This is a genomic window from Pseudoalteromonas luteoviolacea H33-S, assembly GCF_001625695.1.
In the GTDB taxonomy this organism is placed as follows: Bacteria; Pseudomonadota; Gammaproteobacteria; order Enterobacterales; family Alteromonadaceae; genus Pseudoalteromonas; species Pseudoalteromonas luteoviolacea_B.
On sequence record NZ_AUXY01000071.1, the window covers coordinates 161,667 to 184,524 of the forward strand.

Annotated in this window: 13 protein-coding genes and 2 pseudogenes; 5 read left to right on the top strand and 10 right to left on the bottom strand. The window is 40.9% G+C overall.

Annotation, left to right across the window (positions count from 1 at the left end):
• Window positions 1-489: 489 nt before the first annotated feature.
• Window positions 490-702 (bottom strand): hypothetical protein, encoded by a 213-nt coding sequence (locus N477_RS12280; protein WP_063362110.1) that lies wholly within the window; start codon window positions 700-702, stop codon window positions 490-492.
• A 94-nt stretch (window positions 703-796) separates the two neighbouring features.
• Between N477_RS12280 and N477_RS12285 the strand changes: the two genes are divergently transcribed.
• Complete coding sequence (locus N477_RS12285) at window positions 797-1,720, top strand: glycosyltransferase family 2 protein (protein WP_063362109.1); 924 nt, start codon at window positions 797-799, stop codon at window positions 1,718-1,720.
• Between the two features lie 328 nt (window positions 1,721-2,048).
• Here the strand turns inward: N477_RS12285 and N477_RS12290 are convergent, their stop codons facing one another.
• The 6 genes from N477_RS12290 to N477_RS12315 all read right to left on the bottom strand — a co-directional run bounded on the left by N477_RS12290 (window position 2,049) and on the right by N477_RS12315 (window position 13,413).
• Window positions 2,049-2,264, bottom strand: a complete 216-nt coding sequence (locus N477_RS12290) for a hypothetical protein (RefSeq protein ID WP_063362108.1) — start codon at window positions 2,262-2,264, stop codon at window positions 2,049-2,051.
• Between the two features lie 327 nt (window positions 2,265-2,591).
• Window positions 2,592-4,130: a hypothetical protein gene (locus N477_RS12295; RefSeq protein WP_155731879.1), complete on the bottom strand. Its 1,539-nt coding sequence runs from the start codon at window positions 4,128-4,130 to the stop codon at window positions 2,592-2,594.
• 360 nt (window positions 4,131-4,490) lie between these two features.
• Entirely contained in the window at window positions 4,491-5,384 is an 894-nt protein-coding gene (locus tag N477_RS12300; RefSeq protein WP_063362106.1) for a hypothetical protein, read from the bottom strand.
• A gap of 443 nt (window positions 5,385-5,827) precedes the next feature.
• On the bottom strand, window positions 5,828-7,489 hold the full coding sequence (locus tag N477_RS12305; RefSeq protein WP_063362105.1) for an H-type lectin domain-containing protein: 1,662 nt from the start codon (window positions 7,487-7,489) through the stop codon (window positions 5,828-5,830).
• A gap of 493 nt (window positions 7,490-7,982) precedes the next feature.
• Window positions 7,983-11,552, bottom strand: coding sequence for an amino acid adenylation domain-containing protein (locus tag N477_RS12310; RefSeq protein ID WP_081216472.1), 3,570 nt, complete (start codon window positions 11,550-11,552; stop codon window positions 7,983-7,985).
• 508 nt (window positions 11,553-12,060) lie between these two features.
• The gene (locus tag N477_RS12315) at window positions 12,061-13,413 is read right to left on the bottom strand and encodes a S41 family peptidase (protein WP_063362104.1); all 1,353 of its coding nucleotides are present in this window, start codon (window positions 13,411-13,413) and stop codon (window positions 12,061-12,063) included.
• Window positions 13,414-14,236: 823 nt separating this feature from the next.
• On the opposite strand from N477_RS12315, the gene N477_RS12320 reads away from it, so the two are divergent.
• The 3 genes and pseudogenes from N477_RS12320 to N477_RS26470 all read left to right on the top strand — a co-directional run.
• Window positions 14,237-15,802, top strand: coding sequence for an esterase/lipase family protein (locus N477_RS12320; RefSeq protein WP_155731880.1), 1,566 nt, complete (start codon window positions 14,237-14,239; stop codon window positions 15,800-15,802).
• A 14-nt stretch (window positions 15,803-15,816) separates the two neighbouring features.
• On the top strand, window positions 15,817-17,856 hold the full coding sequence (locus tag N477_RS12325) for a hypothetical protein (RefSeq protein ID WP_063362103.1): 2,040 nt from the start codon (window positions 15,817-15,819) through the stop codon (window positions 17,854-17,856).
• Between the two features lie 190 nt (window positions 17,857-18,046).
• A pseudogene (locus N477_RS26470) lies at window positions 18,047-18,163 on the top strand (transposase); the annotation flags it as partial.
• Between the two features lie 545 nt (window positions 18,164-18,708).
• Here N477_RS26470 and N477_RS12330 read toward each other — a convergent pair.
• Window positions 18,709-19,359, bottom strand: a complete 651-nt coding sequence (locus N477_RS12330) for a hypothetical protein (RefSeq protein ID WP_063362102.1) — start codon at window positions 19,357-19,359, stop codon at window positions 18,709-18,711.
• 179 nt (window positions 19,360-19,538) lie between these two features.
• Window positions 19,539-19,976, bottom strand: a complete 438-nt coding sequence (locus N477_RS12335; RefSeq protein ID WP_063362101.1) for a hypothetical protein — start codon at window positions 19,974-19,976, stop codon at window positions 19,539-19,541.
• 205 nt (window positions 19,977-20,181) lie between these two features.
• Here N477_RS12335 and N477_RS12340 point away from each other — a divergent pair, with 205 nt between their 5' ends.
• Window positions 20,182-21,153: a transposase gene (locus tag N477_RS12340; RefSeq protein WP_063362229.1), complete on the top strand. Its 972-nt coding sequence runs from the start codon at window positions 20,182-20,184 to the stop codon at window positions 21,151-21,153.
• Window positions 21,154-21,580: 427 nt separating this feature from the next.
• Here N477_RS12340 and N477_RS12345 read toward each other — a convergent pair.
• A pseudogene (locus N477_RS12345) lies at window positions 21,581-22,741 on the bottom strand (DNA cytosine methyltransferase); the annotation flags it as partial.
• Window positions 22,742-22,858: the final 117 nt, after the last annotated feature.

A 22,858-nucleotide genomic window follows, 5' to 3' on the forward strand; every position in this document is an offset into this window, starting at 1 on the left:
TGTTGAGTTTTGTAAATTTTATTTGTGCAAATAATGGGGGAATAGTAATGTTTGTTCGCAAAATGTCAATTATTTATATTTTTTGAGTAGATAGAACTTATTTTGATGGCTAATGTGTGATTATTGAGCTTTTGTTTGTTTTTATGTTAGAAACTGGTTTTTAAATTGTGGGTTGTAATGAATTGCAAAAGATCTTGGCTGGGACAGGCTGGTTGCGCACCTGACCTAAAGCCGTTAACGGCCCTTTATCAGGTTGTGGCCTAATGTGGATGACATAAATGGAGTGACTATATTTGCGCCTATGTTCTGGGAATATAAAGTCACCTAGTATGATTAATACCATAACAAGTCACAGGGTTTTTGATTTGTCTGATCAGTGGTAATCGCTTGTTAGCTCATAATATAACGCAGCTCAGTCATGGTGTGTACCAAGTGAAAACTAAGAGCTGCGTTAATTAAATGACTCGAGCCAAAGGTATTATAAGCTGTTTAGCCTACTGGAGGGCAAGGACATGTCACAGGGCCCGTAGGTAAGCACTCAACACAACGTGTTTTGTCTTTCGTCATAGGGCAGTCTTGCATCGGGTTTGTTGGCGGTAATGAACGTATTCCACCGGCAACCTGAGGTGTTACAGCCTGCAACATATCTTTGTTGTCACTTGATAACTTTTTAATATTCTTCTTGTTTAAATATGGTTTCATTTGTCACTCCTTTGTTTTCTTTATGTAAATCTTGATTTAACGTACCACTACAGGTACATTGAGTCAATTAGTTTACTAATTGTGAGGTTTGCCAGTGAGTATCAGTGTGATTATCCCATTTTTGAATGAAGGCGATAATGTCAAGAAGACGCTAGAAAGCATCAAAGCAACTATTACGAACGACATAGAAATCATACTGATAAATGATGCCAGTGATGATGGTTATGATTATGAAAAGCATGCAAAGACATTTGAAGCTGAATACATACGTAACTCTTTCAGGATCGGTGTAGCTGCTTGCCGTGAATTAGGTATTAAAATTGCCTCATACGACAGTATTGTATTACTAGATGCACACATGCAGTTTTATGATTTGGGCTGGGACAGGCAGGTTGCACAGCTGATCCAAAGCGAGCCTAGAACAATATTTTGTAGTAAGTCGTTACATCTTAATACTGACTGGGAAAAGGTTGAAGCGACGCCACTAGGGTGTGGTGTTTATATTCCTGTTAAAGAGCCGAAGGATTTCCAGCACATAAATTGGTTACTGGAACCAACATCAGATCTGACTATTCCGTGCATTTATGGTGCGTTCTATTGCTTTTGCAGAACCTTTTATGAAGAGATTGGCGGTCTAGTTGGACTGCTAGAGTGGGGAGGTGATGAGCAGTTTTTGAGTGCCAAGGCGTTTATGGCTGGAGGACGATGTGCGTTGATCCCTGATCTGGCGGTTGGCCACGTATATCGTGAGTCCTGTCCTTATGAATTCACTCCTGCGTTGAACTTGTACAACCAATTATATATTGCCGCTGTTTTGCAACCGAAAGCTCAGGCACAACAACATATTGACGCTATTTTGGCAGGCTCAGTATTAGAGGCAGGAACTGATTGTGTCATGCAGATGCTATCGCAATCAGCATCTGAAATAGCGCAGCACAGAGCTTACTATCTTAAACACCTCAGTACTCGCTCATTTGCTGATTTTTTAGCATTTAACCGCGAATTTGTGGATCTTTAGTAAATAAATACTAGGCGAGGCATCAGCTGTCAGCCCTGTTCTCGGGTGACCTTAGCTAGTTGCTTGAAATGAGAAGTTCCGCATCGTCATATGAATAAATGACATAGGGTAGCATAAGTACATCGTACCATATCAATGATGTGGCTTACGCTTATCAGGCATTATAAATCAATATAGCATGACGAATAATTATCCCTGACACTGAGTAAAACTATATTCTATAATAACTTATAGATAAATATATGAAGCAGTCTATCTGCAATGGACTCTGATAATTCCTTATTTTTGAAAAAGCCCACTTTATTTTAAAGAGAGCTCATTTTTTTATTTACTGCTCTGTTACAAAACACACTTTATATTCTGTGAAAATTGGAATGGTGACTGTGTTGCAAGCGTCTCCGTCTGTGTAGTCTATATAGCAAGTATATTCAGAATCTACCGCTTTACCTCTGCCACCACCGACTCGAGGTGTTAGATCTGCAGGAAATGCATTACTGTCAGAAGAAAGAGATTTTAATTTCTTTTTGTTTAGATTTAATTTCATAGATATTTTCTTTACGTTGTTAATTTAGTATTTAAGTTATGATAAATAAAAGCTATTGACAATAGGGCTTTCATTTTAAAAATGAATTTTCTAAATGTGAATTTAGTAAGGTTTCTATTTTTAAATTCATAATCCTAGGATTGTTATTGGAAATAGTATTTAACTAATTTGGGGTGTAAAGGTTGGTTAATGCTTTTTTTATTATAAATTCGATGTTATTTGATGTCTTATATGTATGTTGGAGTATAGTTTTTATTCACATTACGATGAGAAGGCAGCGATGGCTGCCTGTATAATGAAACACTAAAAATATTGCATATCAATGTGTTATTTAGTTTCTACTTTCAAAGCTAAATCATCCAGTAGAACGGTTGTATCTTGCTGATTTTGGTTATAAATAAACTTCAAGTTCACCAGCTTGATCGCTCTGGTCTCGTCTAATGGTAAATGGACATCAAACGGTGTCACGGAATTACCGTTACCCGATAAAGTTACTCGCGAATAAGTGTAGGGATACTGACCGTCACGTTGATAAGTGACGTGTGCTTCTGCAATCACAGATTCAGTGTCAAAACCGGTCAACATTTGCAACAGCCCACTAAAATTTAAACTCTTCAAATGGGTATTTTCAGGAAATACATAAGTATGGTAGAAAGGGCTGTATACACTAAAATTCGTAAATTGGACTTGGACACTTTGCTCTCCACGAATAGGAGATTGATTTGTTAAGTGGGCAACGCCGCTACTATTTGATGGAAATATAAATAAATTTTCGTGCTCGAAATCGCCGTGAGGAATTAAATTAGGACGCTCTGTGTGAACGACGTGAAGGGCAAGGTCGTCAAGAAGTACAGACATGTCTTGGCTGTTTTGATAATGCATAAATTTTAAATGCACCAATTTTATCTTTCTGGTTTCATCCAAGGGTAAGTTCACATGAAAAGGTGTGACTGCATTGCCAGAGAGTGTTACTCGCTCATAAGTATAAGGGTACTTGCCGTCTCTATGATAGGTGACATGTGCCTCAGCAACGACTGATTCAGTGTCAAAGCCAGCGGTGATTTGTAATAGCCCGCTAAAGTGTAAACTAGAAAGCTGCGTGTTTTCTGGGAAAGTATACGTGTGGTGGTAAGGGCTATATACGTTAGGGTCAGTAAAGTGCACTTCTGCGCTTTGTTCGCCGACGATAGGAGACTGTCTTGTTATACCCGCGGTGCTATTACTATTAGAAGGGAACTTGAATAAGTTTTCACTTTCAAAATCGCCATGCGGGATCAGGTTATTATTCCCTTTTGGGATAACATGAAGCGCCAAATCATCAAGCAATACGGTAAGGTTTTGCTGATTTCGATTGTGCATAAACTTTAAATACACATGCTTTATCTTTCTGGTTTCATCCAATGGGAGATTAACTTTGAATGATGTGTTTGAGTTATGACCAGGTGAGAGTGTTACTCGTTCATAAGTATATGGGTATATCCCATCGCTATGATAAGTCAAATGAGCTTCGGCAATAATGGACTCTGTATCAAATCCTGACACCATTTTTATTACGCCACTGAAGTGTAAGCTTGAAAGTTGAGTATTTTCAGGGAAAACATATCTGTGAAAGTAAGGACTATAGGTATCAAAGTCCGTAAAATTAACTTCTACACTTTGCTTTCCGTTGATCGGAGATTGATCTGTTAAATAGGCGACGTTGCTGCTATTAGATGGAAACTTAAATAAGTTTTCATTTTCAAAGTCACCATGTTGAATTAAATTACCCAGCGTTTGGGACGTAAATGTATTGCTACTACTTTCACTTGCATATGAAATGCAAGTGAAAACAGCAAAGAGCATAGTTAGAAACCTAGCTAAAATCATTTGCAACTTTCCTTTTGATGTATGTATTAAATTAACCTTTCAATAAAATATCCTGCCATCCAATAGGAGGGAATATCCGGCACTGATAGTATCCGAAGAGAGTGGTGTTGTAATTAAAAAGTTAATTAAAAGGGGAGTGTAATCAAAAGTAATCATAGGATCAAAGTGGTTGATTTAAGTGCCAAAGTTAATGCTTCGTATCAATTTAGACTTCAGCTATGCTCAAGCAGGCGATATCGAAAAATAAAAAACCAGACTTGGCTGGCTTTTCTATATGATTTTAAGCGGGTCAACGTTCGAGACTTCACGTCTAATGGGCTCGTATTGATTTGGCAGCCCTCGCACCACGTTTCATGGTATCTATAAACCCATGCTTCGAACTTCAGCGCGGCTTGGGGCTTGCTGTGAGCTGAAGGTTTCCAGTTGCACATCATCACCAAACACGTCATTGAGCATCGCTTTAAAGTCTTCTGGTGATCTATCAAAGTCTAATGTAAACAGAGATTTGAGTTGTTCTCGTTGAATGCCTCGCTGATCAGCCATGGCTGTCAACGCCTGACCCACATCAGCAAACCCCTGATCATCCATACTACCGACCACTTGACCACCGACACGAAATACTGATGTTTGAGGTGTCTGATCGAACATCAGCTTTCTTCGATATGCTTGATCTTGTGCCAACATTTCGTTGAACTCAGTTTCCTTATGAATGACGACCTGCTTTTGAGCGTAGTCTTGGTAAGAGCTACCATTAAACATTTCAAAGACCTCTGCATTTGTTGGCCCTTCGCCTTGCTCAAAAAACTCAACTTCACCACTTCCTGGGTAATGTTGTTCAACCAACGACTTTAACTTCTCTATATCACCGCCAGCCTGGCGGAACAAATCCTGTACCCCACTGCGACCTGCGTAAGAGCCATCTCCACGCAAGTAGGCCATAACCTGACCATCAACCTTGATCATGCCAACAACATCCTGCTGTTCACCATGTTGTTTATAATAGCCGGCCAAGTCTGTATGTTTGGAAGACAGCGGACTCATGTCTCGATTTAACATAGCGAACTGATCTTTATCGGCTACTTTGACGTGCTCCGGCTTAATTAGGTAAGTCAAATTTGTTTTGCCTTCAAGACGAGTAGAAAAAGACGCCTCATCCGATGGCGTACTCGACTCTTTGACTGATTGATCATGTTTAATAGACTGAGTGCGATTGTAATAGGGTTCTCCCGCACCTGCGTAATGGGAAATTTGCATAATTCAGCTCCTTTTGAGATTCTGTCTAGCGTGTTTTGACTGCGAAGTTGTTCCTCTCAACCAAAAGCAGATAAAACGAACAGAGTAAATTAGCAAATTTCGGGCCACTCGGGTTTTATCGTTCCAGCAGCCATATAGGTGCGTATAAGCTCAGACCAAACAGGCAAACATTTGCCAGTCTTGCCATCGTATGCTTATTTTATTGCCGCGCTCCGTAGCGATATCGATAATTCCTGTTAAGTTTAAAGTGCGCAAATAAATCACGTACTGATTGCATCATGTAAGCCATTAAAAACAATCGCCAATAGGGCAGGGTACCTCGTTTAGTATTGTGATCTCAAAGGCCTTTCAGGACGCACAAGAATGCAAACGATGAGCGGAAAATAAAAAGCCTGTACAGTGCATAGCTGTACAGGCTTTTTTTATTGCTTAAGATAAGATATTTACTGCTGAATACGGCGAATACTTAAGTTATCGCCACCATTACTGCTCACTTGCTGAACTAGGCTTACACCCGCAACATCGAGCACGTGTAAGGTTTCAAGCGTATGTGCCGTTTCTGCATCTTTAGAGGTTTCTTCAGCTAACACGTAAAAGTGCTCGCCAATCTGGCCACCATTATGGTCAATATCGGCACTGAATAAGCTGTAGCCTTTTGCGCCTGCTTGGGTGTCGAGTGTACCGGTCGAGCCCGTGCTTGGGACAATCGCAATGTAAGATACTACTTCGGTGGTATGGCCTTCATTTAGCGTATCTTGCTCAAAGAATGCGGCTTTAAAGCCAGTTGTTGAAATATCTTTTACACGCGTTGCAATGGTGTGGCCACCTTCATAGGTTTGCACTTGTAAAAATACATAGGGGTTAGCAGAAAATGCTTGTTCAAAGCTAATGCTGTCAAAGTTTTTAGTGCCAGATAACTCAAAACTGCCTACTTCTAATACGGTGCCATCGGCCATTGTATAGCGGCCTTGTTCCAGTGCCATGTAATCAAATGACTCTTTATTAGGGTGCACTTGATCGAGATAATTCCATTCTTTAAATGCCACTTCGAATGAAGTTGGAGACACATTTTGTAAGCGGTTTACACCACCATGGCCACCATTAAAGGTAGGCGCTGAAGTGAATACAGCGGGCGCATAAAAGTTTGTATTGCCAAGGCCATAGGTGCGCCACGTGTGATCCAAGTCGTTCACAATGGTGTTAGAAAGCAAAGTAATTTTATTGTCTAACGCGCACGGGTCTTGGGTATAGCAAGCAACTGAGCTGTCGGTATTGGTCGCCAAATCGTTGATACGCAGTGGTAAAGTCGCCACTAAACACGTACCACCCGTGTTTGGGTTGAGCTTATAAAGCTCAGATTGATTTTGATGACCATGATCATTTATGACTGTACGGCTAATGAGCATGTCGCCATTTTGCGCAAGGGTCGCGCCTGTTACAGCAATTAAATTATGGTCAGAAAGCTTGCTCATGCTGTAGTTTTGCGGATCGCTACGATCAATCAAGTACACAGCACTTGAAGTGACCAAATATAGTTCTTCATTTTTGATCACAAGGTCACCGCGATACTCACCTTCAACACCGTCAAAGTGCATTAAGGTTGTTGCATTGCCGTTTGACTTATCAATGCTATACAGCTTGCTGTAGCTATTGGCTAAAAGTTGGTCGCTTTGCGCATCATATGTCATACCAATCAATGACTTGGTAATACCGTCCACTCTGTGATGTGTTTTGGTTTCAAAATCGTAGTACGCTAAGCGATTGTACTTAAATCGGTCACCCTGAACAGGGATCTGCGCAAGCACTTCTGCGGGCGCATCAAGTTCACTTAAATCCACTTTATATTCAAATGGCATTGGTGAAGAGGTGTAGTACATACGTTTAAGCGTTGAATCGTAAGCCATCGCCGCTGAGCTAAATTCAGCCATAGACAATGCTTTGGCGGCCTTATCTTGCTCTTGCAAGCTAAATAATACGCCTGGTGCACCGCGACCAGAGTTAATAGAAAACAACTCTCCCTCACAGCTATTTGCATTGGCAAAGGTTGAAAGTGTGGCTGTAGAAAGCGCATAAACCCAAAGTACAGAGTGTGGCATCTTAAGCATAATTAGAACCCTAATACATATCCTAAATTAATAAAATGACACAAAGAAATGACACATAATTTTAAGTTATGTGGGCCTTTATCCTGAAAGGTGAGTGCATCCATTATAACTTTGTAACCTTCACAGACTATGCCCAACTATTGTGCATAAGGCAATTGTTATAGCGAGTCACGTTCTTAAACGGTCTTTATAGAAGGGTTAGCGGTTAAGTCGTGCCTATATTGGGTAAATATGAACGATATAAATGGCGTGTCTATATATGTTTTTATTCACTGTTCGTTGCAATGGCCGCTGGTGGTAATCCATATCAAGATTCGAGCACACTGCATTAGCGGTTCGTATCAAACATGTCGGCAATCACAACATGGCCATTTTAACCAACTACAAGATCTATAAAACACTGAAATAGAATACTTTTTAAAAAGTAATCAAGCGCACTTGGCGCTCAATTATTTTCACTCGCTTGATAAGCCCACTGGCAGTTCAAGTTTACTTATATATCTACGTATGTATCCTCTAGATCGCCTTTTTGAGCTCGGCTGACACTTCGCTCAATTAACCTTGCGACAAACCATACAAGCACCTCTGTTTGCCCTTTTAATATGCAACCTGTATCACAGATAGCTTCAAGCAACGCTTGTACATTACCAGATAATAAGGCTTTTAAAGCTTCGCTACTGGTCATATGCAATTCACAATCAGCTATGCGACTCAGCTGTTCGCACTGACTATACGCTCGGCCATCTTTAACGACCAAAGTGACAGCGGCATTATTCGGTTTGAGGTAGATAGATATAGTCAGATCTGGCTGTGGCTTTGTTTCACTGGGTAAATAACCATTGAGGTAACGGACAAACCCTTCTCGCCAGCTTTTTAAACTTGGTAATTCGGTGTCTAGATCATCACACAAACCACTCATTTTTTGTTGTGAAGCTTGGCTTAATTGAGTGTTTACTTCTTTTTCGGATTCAATTAATGCATTAACCGTATAATCAATGTCTTCGTAGGTATGGGATGCTGAACATATAAAGCGTAACCGCCCACGCCCCTTTTCAACAATTGGGTAAGTCACAGCTAAGGTTTGCACTCCGCGTTGATACAAGCTTCGGACAATCGCATATAACTTGTCTTTGTCTCCAAAGTGGGGGGTAACTATCGGTCCATCCCCAGTGCCCAAGTCAAAACCTGCTTGCAATAGTTTTTGGCGCATATAACGCGTTCTATCCCAAAGCTGGGCCCGCATTGAATCATTGTTTTGCAAGATGCGCAAAGACGCCAGTGCCGCAGCGATATCCGCTGGACTAATAGATGCTTGGAAAATATAAGCTCTCGATGCCGACTTTAGTAAATTGACGTGCTGTTCACTGGCAGCAATCACACCGCCAATGCTCCCCATCGCTTTACTTAAAGTCGTCATGATAAAATCAACTTGATCGCTAACACCTTGCTCTGCACATACACCGGCTCCTTTGTCGCCATAAAAGCCAAAAGAATGGGCTTCATCTACTAATACCAATGCACCATATTGCTTAGCCGTTTTTACGATATCTGCAACAGGCGCGGTGCCCTCACCCATACTATATACGCTTTCTAATACTACTAACGTTGTGCGATATGCCGATTGCTCTTGCGCTAATACATTTGCTAAATCGTCTTTATCATTGTGTTTAAAAGTGCGGATCGTGGCCCCGCTGAGTCTTGCTCCGTCAACAATTGAGGCGTGACAAAGCTGATCGATAACCACGATGTCATTAGCACTCAATATACCAGATATGGCACCCAGGTTTGCCGTATACCCGGTCGGAAAAAGGCAGGCACTGTCTTTACCAACCAATTTTGCAAACTCTTTCTCAAATTCAACGTGTTGATCCGTCATACCTGTAGCGGCGGCTGAGATCCCCATACCCGTGCCGTAATTGTGCAGTGCATCAGTCGCATGCTCAATAACCTGAGGGTCACGGTTAAGTCCAAAGTATAAGTTCGTAGACCAAATTATTGATTCGCGTTGCTCATCGTTATAACTATCTCCAATGAGACCTTTGGACGCGCTCCCTGTACGCAAAACTTTTCCGTATGGATTTATCCCTAAGCGATTTACCATACTCAATATTGCCTCAACAAATAGACTTTTATCGTCTATGCTCCAAGCTTGTGCGCTTGCACAGCCAAATGTTGGATGACTAGACTGCAATAGCGTTTGAAACTGGCTCAGAGTTTCGCTGGTATGTGGCATTTTTTCTTTGGGAGAGTTGGCTTGTTCAGCCAATAAGTGGCTAGCCAGCAAAGCGGTTGTTGGAAACGTTAATATCAATGCAGGGGTTAAAGATGTGCTAAATGCTTTGTTTAGCCTGCTTGCAAGCTCCAGCAAATTCAATGAGTCTACGCCAAGGCTTTCAAAGCTTGCATTATCATCGATAAGCAGGCCATCTTTAATACCTAAAAGCGTTGCAACCACTTGCTGAATACGCGCGATCATGTCTGCATTTTGGCCTGACACAATGCGCTCATTCTTAGCCAAAGGTTGGGTTAGATTTGCAGCCCTGACTTGCGCCAAGCTGGGCAGCTTGCTGCGGTCTAATTTCTCATTGGGTAAAAGTGGTAAGCAGTCTAGGGACATAAACAAGTGTGGTACCATGTATTTTGGTAATCGTGCTAGCAGCAATGACTTTAACGCCTCATGATCTAGTGCTTCAGGCTTTTCTACAATATACGCCACAAGTAACTTTTGCCCAGTATCGCTTTCTAGCGCGCTCACCGCGGCTGCATGTATAAATGGTATCGATTCTAAAGTCGACTCAATTTCACCCAGTTCGATCCTAAATCCTCTGATCTTAACCTGTTGATCTATTCGCCCTAAAAACTCTATTTCTCCGGCGTCGGTCCAACGGCACAAATCACCTGTTCTGTATAACCTTTGTTTAGGCGCCAAATGCTCGATGTTAAGTTCAACAAATCGTTCAAGCGTCTGTTTATCATCATTTAAATAGCCTCTGGCTAACTTATCGCCACCCAAAAAAAGCTCTCCAGCCATGCCCTGACTCACAGGCTTGAGGGCGTCATCTAGAATATAGGCAATTGAATTTTCGACAGGCTTTCCGATAGTGATGGTTTGCGCTCCCACATCAACGTCTTTAAGTGTTGAAAATACAGTGTCTTCTGTCGGGCCATAGGCATTAACTACACGAGGTCTAGGAGTAAGTGCATGCACTTTATTAACTAATGAGAGCTTGAGTGCTTCACCCCCAAAAACAATACATTCGATATTGTTTGGCAAAGCTCCTGAGTTGAGTATGGTATGCATTGATGAGGGCACCATGACGCAGGCTTTAACTCGATTTGCATGTGGTAAGGTCATCAATCCGAGCGCATTTTCAGCCAGTATAACGGTTCCACCCAGTGATAATGTGCCCAACGTTTCCATCACTGATGTATCAAAACACACTGACGCAGCAGCCAGCACACCTTGCAATTCTGTTGGACCAAATACACAACTAAGCGCTTTACTCATTGCGACCAAGCTGTGATGTTCAACAGCAACACCTTTAGGATTGCCTGTTGAACCAGAGGTATAGATCACATACGCCAAATCATCGTGGTTTATATCTATTTCTGGTTCTATACACTGTTGAGATAAGTCGAGAGTATCTAAACGAATACGCGTTTTGACTTTTGCACACAATGTAGCTGTGTTATCACTATCAACAATCGCAGCCTGAGCACCTGAATGAGATAGCATGTACTCCACACGACTTGTCGGGTAGTTCGGGTCAAGAGGTATATAAGCACAACCTGCTTTGTGTATGCCAATCATCGCCGCTATCAGTTGCCACTTTCTTGCCATACACACTGCTATCAGCGAGTCTCTGGGAATATTCTGTGCTTCAATTTCAGCTGCAATTATCCAAGCTGCAAGCATCAGCTTTTCATAACTGATCTCCTCTATCCCATCTATTATTGCGATACGATGAGGCACCTGTTGTGATTGCCAGTGTATCAGCTCATACACGGTCTGATGATCAGAGTGAACAACATCACTCACCAAACTATTTTTTGCCTTCTGCATTTGCGTTTCCTTCTATTATTTTTGTTGATTTAATTATTATCAAACTGGGTATAAAAGGTATCAGAATGCGCTGTCAATTACGCACAAGTAATTTGGGAATAAAAGTGTTAGGGTCGTAACAAGTGACTGTTCTTGCATTTACAATGGTACAGTTAATGTAAGTCCGACAGTGCCGGTAAATTGCAAATACACTGCATCCGCTCAATTCATACTTTAGCCATGTCCGTACAGGTAGTATCGAAAAATGAAAAAACCAGACTAAGCTGGCTTTTCATACGATTTAAACGGGTTAACTTCGAGGTTTTACATCTATAAGCCCAGTAAATTATGGCTGTCACCAATTCAATTTTGAGGCTGCTAAGAATGCGTGCAAAGAGTTTTAGTTGGATGCTGCGCATACACGAGGCTGAAACAGTGGCTTGGTTACCTTTAAATACCTTGAGGGCGGTGCGACGAATATGAAAGCAAGCGCCATGTTGTGACACATGACGTTTGCTTAGAGGCGATGTTAAAGCATCGTCTTTACTTGCTCTGGCAGCGCAAGCTGCTCAATAGACAGCTCCGGCTGGATTGGTGTCATTTGTTGATTACCGCTTGGGCGAGTAAGAATAAATCGTGGTGAAATCATCTGAAGCTGACTGTGAGTTAAATGCATAAATTGAATGCCACCACTTTGCGTGCTTCGGCCACCAGTTGGTTTACCAATTAGCTGAGCAAACTGGTGATCTTGCACTGTATTGGCAAACACAATAGACGATGAATAAGTGCCCGTACCAATCAGAAGTGATGTTTTGCCACGATAGAAATTAGGTAAGTGCGTTTCCGGTTCGATTAAACGGGTGTTTTCGCCTTGCTCAATAGCGCCAACGAGTTGACCTGGATCTCTGTATTTTAGTAGCACTTTTGAACGGTAAGTAGAAAAGTGACGATACGGTTTATCCGCGATGTAGCGCATAATACCTGCCATCCACATATCATCATTACCACCGCCATTGCGGCTAATATCAATAATTAAATGATTAATTTGTTTCTCTTTTATTTCCGTAAATACAGAGTCCATGTAGTTTAAAAACTGTTTGAAGTCATCCCAAGCAAACGTGTTTACCTGGAGAACCGCTGTTTTATCGTGGTAAGAAACATTAAATTCATCTGAGAACGACGATTTGGCCAGCGCGGTTGGGATGGCAGCTTTTGCATCGAGCGTCACATGTTTTGTTTTATTGTTTTGCTGATACTCGATTTTAAATGATGTTTGTGGACCAAAGGTCATATAAAACAAACGGTTAAACTGGCTTTGTAATACATCTTTGCGAAATGCGAGTGTATCACCGTGTGTATTTACAAGTAATTGCTTTAACAGTGTTTCTGCGTCTGTGCCATTAATAGACTGTATTTTTGCGCTTCGATACTTGCTACTTTGCTCGCCTAGATCGCGGGCTATGTAGAGACCATCATCTTTAATGTTCACTTCAAAAGGGAATAGTGTTACGCCTTGGGTTATCCACTCTCTCCACTGAGAAGATGAACCATGACCCACTTTTAAATGCCCATCAGCAAGCATTGAATTAAGCGGCGCTATTTTTTGCCAAAATGCCATTGCAGTCATCGGTGTACCTAACTCGGTTTTTATTCGCGTGACGGTGTCATAGAACTTATCTACATCCTGCACACTGTGTGATAAATCGGGGTGAGTTTGGTGCAACCAATTGAACCATTGATCAAAATCTTCACTGGCTTGCTTTGGCGAAATGGTATGTTGCAGAGCGTGTGTAGTATTACTGCTTGCTAGGGAATTTGCCGAAAAAATACTGATACATGAAGCGGCTGTAAGCGCGCACATTATTTTTAAAACTTTAATCATTGAGGCGTTATTCCTTTTATTCTTATTAATGCTTAGTTTGACGCATCACAATCACAAAAGGTTTAAATTTATTTTAGTTATTAAAATAATGATGTTTTAACTTTGATGATTGATAAGCGCGAAAATTAATTTCTTATAGTCATATTTAAGGAGTGACGAGCGGCCTAATACTTGTCAGCTTATTATCCCATTGGAGCGGTTATTTTGTATGTTTTTACCTTTAATGGTACGCACTTCTAATTTAGTGAGTCGTCACTTTAAACCGTCGATGGCAGCGCGCCCAGACTGAATTGACCGATAAATCAGGCTCAGTAAATCCACGTATTGATTCGCGAGGGGGGTGAGATAGCTTGAAATTACATCACATATTTTAATCTTTTCGATGTGAACGCTTTTTCATCAAACTTTAGTCTTATACGTTTCATTTTTAAATCAGAGTTTTGCAATTAACAAGAGCAAGTAAAGTGGGGCCTCCATTGGCATTGCTATGTGTACTTTTCTTTTATAAATCAATTTATAAGATAAGTAAGACTTTTATCTATTAGGTGTAGCAAGGGGTCAATTCCGGTCGATAGATACGGTGTTTATTCAGCTAATAGGTTAGTGCTGCTTACTTGAGTTCCTCGATTGGGTGTGTGAGCATGTCGCGGCTTGCATGACTGAATTGATCACTGTAGTGATGGAATATTACGTACTTAGTCTGTTGAATATAACTCTCTAATTATGAATTTATTGGTAAGAGGCGGTAAAGTAACTCACCTCGCTATTTGGCTAATTACAGCAAAGACAAGCACACGTAAAATATGGAAAAAAGGATGCGTATATGGAATTTAAAGACACGGCGGGGCATTTTTTAAAAAGTGCCTCCAAACATGGATTGTTTGCCCTTGCTTTGGCTGGGGTGAGTTTTACTTCTGTGGGTGGTGAAGGACACTCTGCCGCACAGCAACACCAACTGGATAAGCTAGATAGTGAGTTACCCCACGTATTATCTATTAGTACCTCTTCTTCACCAATCGTTCCGCCAGAAGAAAAGCTGGGTGTGTATGTCGTTGACCAAGGTCAAGGTCTAGACACTGGGTGCACGTTTAGTAGTGGTGGTCCGCTTGTTATTCAGCTCGAAGTCCCTCAGGTTGTGAACAGTGCAGTACTCGACAACCAAGGTTATTTATTAGACCCAGGTAAATTGGTTGGTAATGGCATGTTGGGGGCAACGGCAACCTTGAGCTTACCTGTGTATGATATCGACAGTAGTGCCAATATACCTGGAGTTAATCCTGAGGTTGATGACTTATATTTTAATGGTCGTTTTAAAAAAACCTTAATTGGGCAGGACAGCCAATGGACTGATGATGTCATCTCTATCCCCATAGAAGAGATTAAATTTGGCCAAATCAATGAAATAAAAATAGATATAGATACTGCTAATGCCGGTGACAACTGGTGTATGTCGGTTGATTGGGTGGCAATTGAATTTGAAGTAGCAGCACCGTATGTACTTGCCCACGGGATCAGTGCAGACTCATCCACTTGGGATGACGACGCTGCAACAGGTGTACTGGCATATTTAGACGAGCAAGGTATTTTATACGATAGATTTAGCCTAGTTGCCAACGGGACAAGTGCGGGCAATGCTGCATTATTACAAGGCCACATTCGCGACTTTTTGGAGCCGCTTAAAGCCGATAAGGTACATATTATTGCGCACAGTAAAGGAGGTTTGGATAGCCAAGCTTTACAAGCACTCGCCCCACCGTTTGATATTTTAAGTTTGTCGACACTATCGACTCCGCATTTGGGATCTGTGGCAGCGGATCTATCCATCATTCAAAAAACATCGGCTAATCGGTATCAAAACATTGGCGATGATCCGAATGGTTATGCCGCGAAATATGTCAATACGTGGACGTTTGGACAGGGACCTCAAAACCCAGGCCTTGGAGATTTAACCACCCAACGAGCATTGCAAGCAATTGCCTCTGGGGTGCGTGGTAATATCAGTAAAACCTTTACCATTGGCGCTGATGCAGATTTAAATGGCGATAACGACCTGACCACCAATGAGTCCGCAGGGTTGTTCCCCGGTATAGCGCACTATGGTGCAGAGCGCGCATGGCGAGTGTTAAGAGACTTTTCTTCTGCACACACAGTAGAAATTGTTACTAAAAGACTGCCTGCGCGGCCAAAGAAACGGAGCCGCACCATCACTATTTTGAAATATGCTGCGACCTCATCTATTCAACCGCAAAATAATGATATTGTTGTGACGTTAAACAGTGCAAACCCCAACTATGGCCAAGCGATAGGCAATGTAATGGCGAATCATTCAACGTTAAAAAATGCACAAAACATTACTCGCATAGTTAACAACACAATACATCTTAAATAAAAAGGATTTGAAAGATGATAAAGAGATTTAAAACGTTTAAATACTGGACAGATAACTTCATTGTTAAAGGTTTAATACTGGTCGTGATGCTTTTGGCATCGCCCGCTTGGGCAAGTATTCAAGGACAAATTGTCGCAAATTCGCCGACTACGCCGTCAGTGGCGATTAAAACAGGAGATGAAAGCGCGACATTGCAATTTGACGTACAAGGCGCACAGAGTTTTCGGGTCGAGTTAGTTGTGCCTGTAGAGGGGGCCAGTGTTCAACTTTTTGACCCACAGGGCAACCTGGTTGTTGATGCCAATGATCCTAAAACGCAGTTTATCGCAGGCGCGGAACTAGATGCTGCGAATCCATTACCCGGTGGTATTTTCTTGCTCCCTGAGCAGCTGCAACCGCAATCAGGCCAATGGCAAGCCGTTGTTCGTTTTCCCACCGCGACCTATGATACGGTGGTGATGAGTACGGTATTTATGCGATCTAACCTGCAAGTTGGGATGGCCATTGCGCGCACTGAGTACTTGGTAGACGAGGTGGCACCTTTAGCTGTGATTATCTTAGATAAGGGCTTACCGATCGCAGGCGTTTCACCCGAGTTCACCATAACAGACCCTGATGGTCTGAACACCGTTTTGACTGCGCAAGATAATGGGGAAGAAGCTGACGCACAAAAAGCGGATGGGATCTACAGTATTGACTTTCTGCTCGGTAAACCCGGTCAATATAAAGTTAGTATGGTGGCTGATATTAACACCAGCAATGGAGTTGTTCGTCGTACAGACGGTATGATGCTTGATGTGAAGAGCCCTTTTATTGATGTTAATGATATCACCTATGACAAAGTGTTAGACAGCACAGGCTGTGTTGAAGCAATCAATGCAAAAGTTAATTTAGAAGTGTTGGAAGCGGGTCAGTACGTCGTGAATCTAGATATTTCTGACAGTGAGCGCAAATTACTCAGCAATAAAAACGTGTCTTTGCCAGTGGGTGCATCAGTCATTAAGCTAAGTTATTCACGGGATGAGCTCAAAGCCAATTTAAATAAAACATCGCAATATCAACTTACTAAGTTCTGGGTGAATAAAGTAGACTCCGAGGGTATTCATTTAGCTGCATTGTTACCTGACCATGCTTTATCGACAGAGACCTCTTACGCTGATTTATGTCGAGATGATATAGAGATCATGCCAGAGATCACAGAAGAGCCCGTGTTAGCTGACGGATATTACTCTGGTATTGATGTCAGCTTTCCTGTGTATGTAAAGCAATCTGGTCGTTATCAAGTGTCTTTAAAAGCCTTTGCTGCAGATAACACAGATTTGGGCCTTATTACGTTTTCAGTAAACTTAGCTGCGGGTGATAATGAGGTGACGTTTAATGTAAGCAATAAGGCACTTGTTAAAGCGGATGGGCCATATCGCTTTGTTGGATTGCTGGTTACCAAGGGCAGAGTATCCGCCAGGCTGAATTTATTGGGGGAAACCAGAGCGTATAAAAAAGAGCAGTTTATGCCTGTGTATACGGTGGTTCTCGATGCACTGCAATATGCACTAGAGCGCAGCAACTGGCAAACATCACCAGTGACACCCTCTAATAATACGAGAGTGGGCGGTTACTTACGGTCAGGTGCTTCAATTCCTTATGACTATGAGACATTATTAACTTTCAGCCCAGAGATCTCAGGTAGCCATGTTTTGGAGGCTAAACTGATCATCGAAGTGGGTGAGTCCAGCCTAATGACGCCATTTAATTCGATAGAAGTTTTTAATCAAAACAAGCGTACACTAGATGGTCAAGCGGTTAGCTATGATGATTTTTGCCAAAGCTTTAATGTGTGTCCTGCTTGGGATCAACACTTAGGCACGATCCCCACTGCAATGGCTAATAATAGCTATGTGGTAGAGTCTGAACAGCTAAGCCATTTAGTACAAAAATGGGTGGAAGATGAAAATAATAATCACGGTATTATTTTAACTGCTTCGCCTTATGAGCGAAGCTATTTTGCCACGATCACCAGTGCGAAGCTTGAAGTAAAATATGCTCAACTACCTTGATAATAGGTTAGTGAACAATCCGTTCTAATTGCAAAAGCATAAAAGCGCAGGTATATGTTTTATAAAGCTGCGCTTTTTAAGAACGGTCACTTTGATCTAGTCGCTATACGTATGCTAGCCAAAATATATCAATTAAGCTTAATTTTTAGAGCTTCTAATCAGCATTAAATTTGACAGGTCATATTCAGCGAATTGGCTAAAACTCACCACCCAATTTGCCAAAGTGTTTAAAGGCTCGGTGGGAAGACCAGATGCCAAGCAAAAATACTGTGAGCACTTAAAATTAAAGCGACGAAGCAACTTTTAGCGGTTTGTTTCTGCTTTGAAACATGTTTAGGTGTAGTTGTGGTATAAATTAATATGGGTGTCAGGTATCTCCTGGGAAGCTCGGTCATGACAAGGGTAACATAACCCGAGTGGGTGTTGTGAGCACCTAACAACCTCCCAATTTATAGTTGCTAAAAGTAGATGAAAAAAGGCCTAATCTGCCTACATAAAACCCGAAAAAGGCATGGTATTTAAACCGATTGGGTGTTTTCAATTTAGGGTGTGTAGACTCGTAGCTCATTAGGGGCGCTGAATAACAGTTAAGCCCGGATATATGTCAGAGCAACGCTTTATTGCAAGTGGTTAATCATCAAAATGTGGCTAGTAGGGAGTAAAATAACGATAACGAGGCAGTAAAAACTGCCCCGACAGACTTACTCAACTTGACATAAAGGGAGTGTCCATATATGTCAAGTATCTTCCTGGTCTGTGAGGGTGGGAGCTGTACGCCTTACTCTGACAGTATTTTTTTTCATATTTTTTATTTATTGAATAATGTGAGGGAGATGATCTCCCTCTATCAGGTTAAGGATATACAGCAAGCGTAATAGCAGTTGCTACCCAGCTATTGAAAAAATTATTTTTGCTAGTAGTTTTGATGCTGCCATCCCATGGATCGAATACCTTTACCATATTGTTGTTATCATTTATTTCATATATGATAACGAAATGACCAATATTCGCAGAGTTTAAAGGACTATTTGGTAATAGATTTACAATTAAAACATTATTGTTGCCTAATAATGTTTTGAGGTAGTTATACATCTTACTTTTTGTATTTAAACTTGAAATTTCTGTACTCAAAATGGAATGTTTATTCCAGCCCCATCTTTCATCTGCGATTTTGTTTAAGTTGTAAACAGACGTAATTGAATTACTACGTTTTCCTAAATATGAATATAGTCTATCCAAAGCACTTTTTACTTCTGATGAATTATTTGTAAATGGTGCGGCCTGTCCAGAAAAATACCAACTTACGTAGTTATTTGCCATCAGCAGTGACATTGGTCCACAAGAATTTCGATAACCAGTAACCACCTGATTTAGATTATTCCCGTTTGCATTCAAATAAGCATGTTCAAAAGAACGTGTATAATACACATTTCCATCTCCGGATACATCTGCATAACTAAATGAAGAGACGACCAATAGCAGTATAGTTAGAAATTTCATCATGACATTTTTCTCCTTTTGAATTTGTCATAGGTTTTTTTTTGATGTTGAAGTTATTTAATATTTACCCTAAAAAATTAAATAATAAATGGTGTGTTAATATTTATTTTTTATAAATTTTTTTGAAAAAATATATGCTTATAAAAATAGGAAAAATATCTACTTTTTAATTTGAGAGGTTTTCATGTTAGTAGAACCAATTTATAATGAAAGTATAGATAAGCTTGTGCTTCACTTTCTTTGTAAAGTGAGTGGAAAGCAGAGGAGGCGTTGATATAAATCTCACCTTGAGATCCGCCTAAAGCGCTCAAAACTTGGACCTCGTATTGAATAATATACCCCTCAGCATTCCACAGGGGAGCGATCTTAGATGGGGATGCACCCACCCACTTCAGACCTTCTTGTTGACGCTCTTGAATAAGTAGAAGTGCTTCTTTCCTATCGTTATCTGGCATTTTGTACACTTCTATGGCATGCAGTAAGGGGTGATATTCATCTTCTATATCTACGGAAGTGTTGTGGAGATGGGATTGATAGCCGTTAATATCGTAGGAAGAGGAAAAAGCTAGGTTGTTTGTAAAAAATCCGATTATTAATAGCAGTTTTATTTTGTTGTTCACGTTTAAATTTCCATATTGAACTATTGCTGCCTGCAAATAAGGTGCTGAGAAAGCATGAATTTAAAAACATTATTATAATGTTTGGTTAACTTTTTTGCAATCTTTTGGGGGTGGTGTTAACGAGCATGACGCCCGCCATAACTTAGAGATATTGTACGAAGCTGTCTATGCTTTAATAAATATTAAAGTATGGATGGCTTTTTTTATGGCAATAGCAAGGAAGAGACAAGTTAGCTTGGTGGATACTAAGTATTACCACTGTATATCACGATGCGTAAGGCGCGCGTTTTTATGCGGAGAAGATAAAGCAACGGGTAAGTCATTTGAGCATAGAAGAGGGTGGGTTGAAGAGAAGTTATTGCAGCTAGCCAAGGTGTTTTGTATTGATGTCTGTGCTTATGCGGTGATGAGTAACCATACCCATATTGTTTTGTATGTAGATGATAAAAAAGTAAAACGCCTAAATGATAAGGCCATTCTTATTCGTTGGCATAAACAGTTTAAAGGGACTTGGCTGACTCATAAGTTTGTCAGCGGAGAGCCACTGAGCAACTTAGAGCGCTGTTTGCTGTCAGAGCTGATAGACAAGTATAGAAATCGTCTAGCGGATATCAGCTGGTTTATGCGAACGCTCAACGAAGATATCGCGCGTAAAGCCAATAAAGAGGATGGTTGCACAGGCCGTTTTTGGGAAGGGCGATTTAAATCACAAGCCTTATTAGATGAAGCAGCGCTTGCAGCGTGTTTAGCGTATGTGGATTTGAATCCGGTTAGAGCAAAAATTGCAAAGACACCAGAAGAGTCAGACCATACCAGCATTAAAAAACGTATTGATACAGAAAAAGTAGGTAAACAGCCTAAGTCACTCATGCGATTTGTAGGCAACCCAAGAAAATACATGCCAAAAGGCTTACCGTTTGAATTTAAATATTATTTAGAACTTGTCGATTTAACAGGGCGTTGTATGCGCGAAGATAAACGTGGATTTATCACAGACACTCAACCCATTTTATCAAGGCTTAATATCCAACCAGATAATTGGTTAAAGCTCACTACCAAATTTACCAAGGTGTTCAAGGGATCAGTAGGCAACCCTGATGCCAAGCAAAAATACTGTGAGCACTTAAAACTAAAACGACGAAGCAACTTGACGCAATGCTGTGAATTGTTCGCTTAACCTTTAAGGCGTCCTAACATTCCAACTTCAATGTAGCTTGTAAAAGCTATGTGGTCAATTATGTCTGAAATCCAAAAAAAGTTATAAACTTCAGTGATTAATCAGACGATAAAACTGAATGTAGCAATTTTTAGCGGTGTGTTTCTGCTTTGAAACATATTCAGGTGTAGTTGTGGTATAAATTAATATGGGTGTCAGGTACTTGTCTGTGAGTTGCTTGCTTAACCTTTAAGACGTCCTAACATTCCAACTTCAATGTAGCTTGTAAAAGCTATTTGGTCGGTCATGTCTGAAATCAAAAAAAGTTATAAATTTCAGTGATTAATTAGACGATTAAACTGAATGTAGCAATTTCTAGCAGTTTGTTTCTGCTTTGAAATATGTTCAGGTGTAGTTGTGGTATAAATTAATATGGGTGTCAGGTATCTTTACCGATATGAAAGCCACCGGCTGAGATGGTGTGTACTGGTTCATTCGTACCGTGACCTATGTTTGAACCGCGTAGCTTAACCATGTGGCTTGTGACAAGTGCGTTATGATCTTTAGCTGTTACGGTATGCAATGGATCTTGAATGTCCGAGCCGTCAACACCTGTGTAGTGTTTTGCAATATGAGCAGAGACAAGTGCAAAATGACCACCTTTCACTTGGGCACATATTGTTCTAAGGGGTTCATTTGCGGACATATTGCGTTGATTGCTAGCATTCGCATGTTCAGTAATAAAAGGTATTGAACACTCTTCAGGAACTACGAAAGGGTTATTCGAGTTAAGTACAAATCTTTGCAACCCCTTTGCGATTCTGGCCATAGTTTTTTCTGCCAAAGGACGTTTGCGGTTAAAAATAGACTTAACTGGCACGGACCAATCGATTATATCCGCTGCTGTTTTATATGGCTTTAAACCTTCACCATGAGTGGGCTCGGGCCACTCAATTGGTTTGCCATCATTTCGTGCAATTAGGAATAATCGTTTACGAATAGTTGGCGTGCCGTAATCACAAGCTTTTAGTATTCGCCATTCAACGTTATAGCCAAGGCCGTTGATGATTTTATTTTGTGTTATGTGATCATTCTCTATACATAGCGCTTCACATACTTCATTGAATGCTGGGTTTTCACATGGTAAGCCAGTTGTGAGCGCTAGAATAAAAGCATTAAACGTTTCACCTTTTCGCTCTTTGCATGGCTTTCCATCTACAACAGGTCCCCAAGTAAGAAATTCCTCAACATTTTCTAGCATTAGGATTCTGACAGGTACAAGTGCTGCCCAACGTACAGCAACCCAAGCTAAACCACGTATGTTTTTATTAACTGGTACATTTCCTTTGGCTTTTGAAAAATGCTTGCAGTCAGGGCTGAACCAAGCAAGCCCGACTGGGCGACCATTGCAAGCTTCTATAGGGTCAACATCCCATACTGACTCGCAATAGTGTTTAGTTTCGGGGTGATTTAGTTTGTGCATGTCTATAGCATCTTGGTCATGATTGATGGCTATATCGACATGACGGTTCAGGCCTAGCTCCATACCGGTTGAAGCACCGCCGCCCCCTGCAAAGTTATCAACGACTAATTCATTTTGATAAAGCATTTTCAGTTCCTTTTAAATCATCTTTGACTTAATATTGAGTTATGATTAATCATCTTTGATTTAATGTCAAATCATTTATGATTTAAGTTAAGTCTTTTTTGATTTAACTTTTAGATC

Bases quoted from the DNA above. Each gene is read 5' to 3' on its own strand.
- N477_RS12295 (WP_155731879.1), bottom strand. From the start codon at position 4,130: ATGATTTTAGCTAGGTTTCTAACTATGCTCTTTGCTGTTTTCACTTGC.
- N477_RS12325 (WP_063362103.1), top strand. From the start codon at position 15,817: ATGATAAAGAGATTTAAAACGTTTAAATACTGGACAGATAACTTCATT.
- N477_RS12320 (WP_155731880.1), top strand. From the start codon at position 14,237: ATGGAATTTAAAGACACGGCGGGGCATTTTTTAAAAAGTGCCTCCAAA.
- N477_RS12340 (WP_063362229.1), top strand. From the start codon at position 20,182: ATGGCAATAGCAAGGAAGAGACAAGTTAGCTTGGTGGATACTAAGTAT.
- N477_RS12305 (WP_063362105.1), bottom strand. From the start codon at position 7,489: ATGCTTAAGATGCCACACTCTGTACTTTGGGTTTATGCGCTTTCTACA.
- N477_RS12300 (WP_063362106.1), bottom strand. From the start codon at position 5,384: ATGCAAATTTCCCATTACGCAGGTGCGGGAGAACCCTATTACAATCGC.
- N477_RS12330 (WP_063362102.1), bottom strand. From the start codon at position 19,359: ATGATGAAATTTCTAACTATACTGCTATTGGTCGTCTCTTCATTTAGT.
- N477_RS12315 (WP_063362104.1), bottom strand. From the start codon at position 13,413: ATGATTAAAGTTTTAAAAATAATGTGCGCGCTTACAGCCGCTTCATGT.
- N477_RS12310 (WP_081216472.1), bottom strand. From the start codon at position 11,552: ATGCAGAAGGCAAAAAATAGTTTGGTGAGTGATGTTGTTCACTCTGAT.
- N477_RS12290 (WP_063362108.1), bottom strand. From the start codon at position 2,264: ATGAAATTAAATCTAAACAAAAAGAAATTAAAATCTCTTTCTTCTGAC.
- N477_RS12280 (WP_063362110.1), bottom strand. From the start codon at position 702: ATGAAACCATATTTAAACAAGAAGAATATTAAAAAGTTATCAAGTGAC.